This is a genomic window from uncultured Acetatifactor sp., assembly GCF_948601915.1.
Lineage (GTDB): Bacteria > Bacillota > Clostridia > Lachnospirales > Lachnospiraceae > Acetatifactor.
This window is the reverse complement of sequence record NZ_CAPDXS010000083.1, coordinates 21,794-23,972: the sequence shown is the minus strand read 5'-3', so window position 1 is coordinate 23,972 and position 2,179 is coordinate 21,794. Positions and strand designations below refer to the sequence as shown.

The window sequence follows — 2,179 nt, the reverse complement described above, 5'->3', positions numbered from 1 at the left end:
GGAAAAGTTTGTTGCGATGCAAGCATCGGGGAATGTACCCTCCTGGGATTCAAAAAAGACCTATCTGCATCTAATACTAATTCAGAATAGTAATCAAGAATATATTTTGCCACATTCGGATAGGACTTCTTCCTTAAACTCTCTTTCAACCTGTATAGCTTCCCAGACTTCTTTGTCCCCTCACCAGTAACACTGCTCTCATATCTTATCCAATAATATAATTCTTCATCAACATAGAACACTTCGCCAAACCAATAGCATAGTAAACCTGCCCACAAATCATGAGGTACATCCCCCCTGTCCGGCCAACATCTACAAATAAGTTCTCTCGCTTCTCCATTGAAAATAGTTGCAGCTCCATAATTATATGTCTGAGTGAGGCATATTTTTTTTGACAGCTGTGTAGGTCTTAACACCCGCACCTGTTCATCCAACCGGTTGAGTTTTTTATCGCTACGCTGCATTCTGCAATATGCAAGTTTAGGTCCGACAAATGCACTTTCTTCTATAGGGGTGATGGATTTTATTAGTTTATCATCTTTCCATACATCATCCTGATCAGAGAATGCATAATAGTCTGCTTCACCAGACATACGCAATGCATCCCAAAAACTTTTTGCATATCCCTCGTTAATTCCAGTTATTACCTTTATCTTTTTACCAGTGGCTTTTGCGTATTTTTTTAGCACCTCAACCGTGTCATCTTTACTATTATCATCACGTATAACAACAGATATTTCAACACCTTTTTGGCGAAAAATAGAATCAAGTTGCCTACACACATTGCTACTCCCATTATATGTGGACATAATTACAATCACCGATTTCATTCGTATTAATCCTACCTATCTGCAAATATAAGTTTAGTACTCAATAAAGCTGATTTAATCATTACCTTCAGCGACTTGCTCTTCTTTCCTATTTGAACACCAAGACTGTTACATTTTATGAATGCCCAAAATATATATTTTCCCCCACCCATCAATCTTGCATGCCGGAATATATCTACAATTCGAATTTTTACTCTATTCCAAGCAGATGACGCAGAGATACCTTCTCCCCTCTGATGGAAATTCTGGTTTATTTCTACATTAAGAATTCCAAATTTCCGTCCGAGTTCCCTCTGTTCCCTACAGAAACAGTGATCTATTTCGTCAACAAATAGTTTCTCATTGTATCTATAATTATCAAATACTCGCATCCTAATAGCCATGCAACTCGAAATCGCATTAAAGCTCTTCTGTTTTACTTCTATCATCGGCGATTTTACAAGTTTATTTTTTAGAAAGTTGTAATTGTTCGGTGAATAGATGACTCCGTCCTGCCCTTTTATAATTGGAACAAATATATCTACATCCTGCCGATTTTCCAATTCTTTCTTAAGATTGTCAAAGTAATCTGAAGTAACATCTGTGTCATCATCTAAAAGCACAATAACGTCTGTTTCAGCAAACATATCAATTGCCGCATTATATGCCTTTGACAGCCCCTTGTTTCCATTCATTGAATAATAGCCAATCTGATTCTTTTCACAATACTCTCTGTTATGATTTACTAAAGTACTATTATCAACTACAACTACGTCTATATCTCCCTTTGGCCTGATATTTTCGCAAACAGAGGACTGACTGAAATCCTTGTTGCAAACCACAATGACAACTGTAATTTTCATTTCAGCCACGCTCTCTTATATTTCTCTCCAATAAGCTGCCAGCTATATGCGCTATTAATACGTTCTTTGGCTTTAAGACCATATTCGCTCCGCTGTTGATTATCCATTTCGTCTACTTGGTCAATCAGATTTGCTAGGTCTCCATCCTCTTTGTTCCAGTACAAAGCCGCCTCCTGCCCTACTTCCCGGTTGAATCCCACATCCAGAAGTAGATTCAGTTCTGTACTACCAAGCGCCTCTAAAAGGCTCGGATTCGTCCCACCCACTTCATGCCCGTGAAAATACGCATACGCATTTTCTCGAATCTTTTTCAGCAATTCCTGGGCATACACCGTACCGACGAACTTAATTCTCTTGTCGGCTCTAAAATGCAGTTTACTCTCTAGCTCCTCCAAAAACTTATCATTCACATTCGTAATGATTGCAAAGTCCTTTTTGCTCTTGCTCCTCATGAACTCACGAACCATCGTCTCGTAATTGTTCTCAGGAACGAAACGGCCAACGACA

The 2,179-nt window shown here is 38.7% G+C and carries 3 protein-coding genes; all 3 read right to left on the bottom strand.

Annotated elements, in window-relative coordinates; all coding sequences use genetic code 11:
- Positions 1-830 (bottom strand): glycosyltransferase (locus Q2B33_RS14680; RefSeq protein ID WP_300791639.1); only part of this gene is annotated, 830 nt, incomplete at its 3' end.
- A gap of 11 nt (positions 831-841) precedes the next feature.
- Positions 842-1,672: a glycosyltransferase gene (locus Q2B33_RS14675; protein ID WP_300565668.1), complete on the bottom strand. Its 831-nt coding sequence runs from the start codon at positions 1,670-1,672 to the stop codon at positions 842-844.
- Positions 1,669-2,124, bottom strand: coding sequence for a hypothetical protein (locus tag Q2B33_RS24265; RefSeq protein WP_330691384.1), 456 nt, complete (start codon positions 2,122-2,124; stop codon positions 1,669-1,671). The genes Q2B33_RS14675 and Q2B33_RS24265 overlap by 4 nt, the downstream gene beginning before the upstream one ends.
- Positions 2,125-2,179 lie beyond the last annotated feature (55 nt).

Coding starts and splice junctions, on each gene's coding strand:
- Q2B33_RS14675 (WP_300565668.1), bottom strand. CDS start 1,672: ATGAAAATTACAGTTGTCATTGTGGTTTGCAACAAGGATTTCAGTCAG.
- Q2B33_RS24265 (WP_330691384.1), bottom strand. CDS start 2,124: ATGAGGAGCAAGAGCAAAAAGGACTTTGCAATCATTACGAATGTGAAT.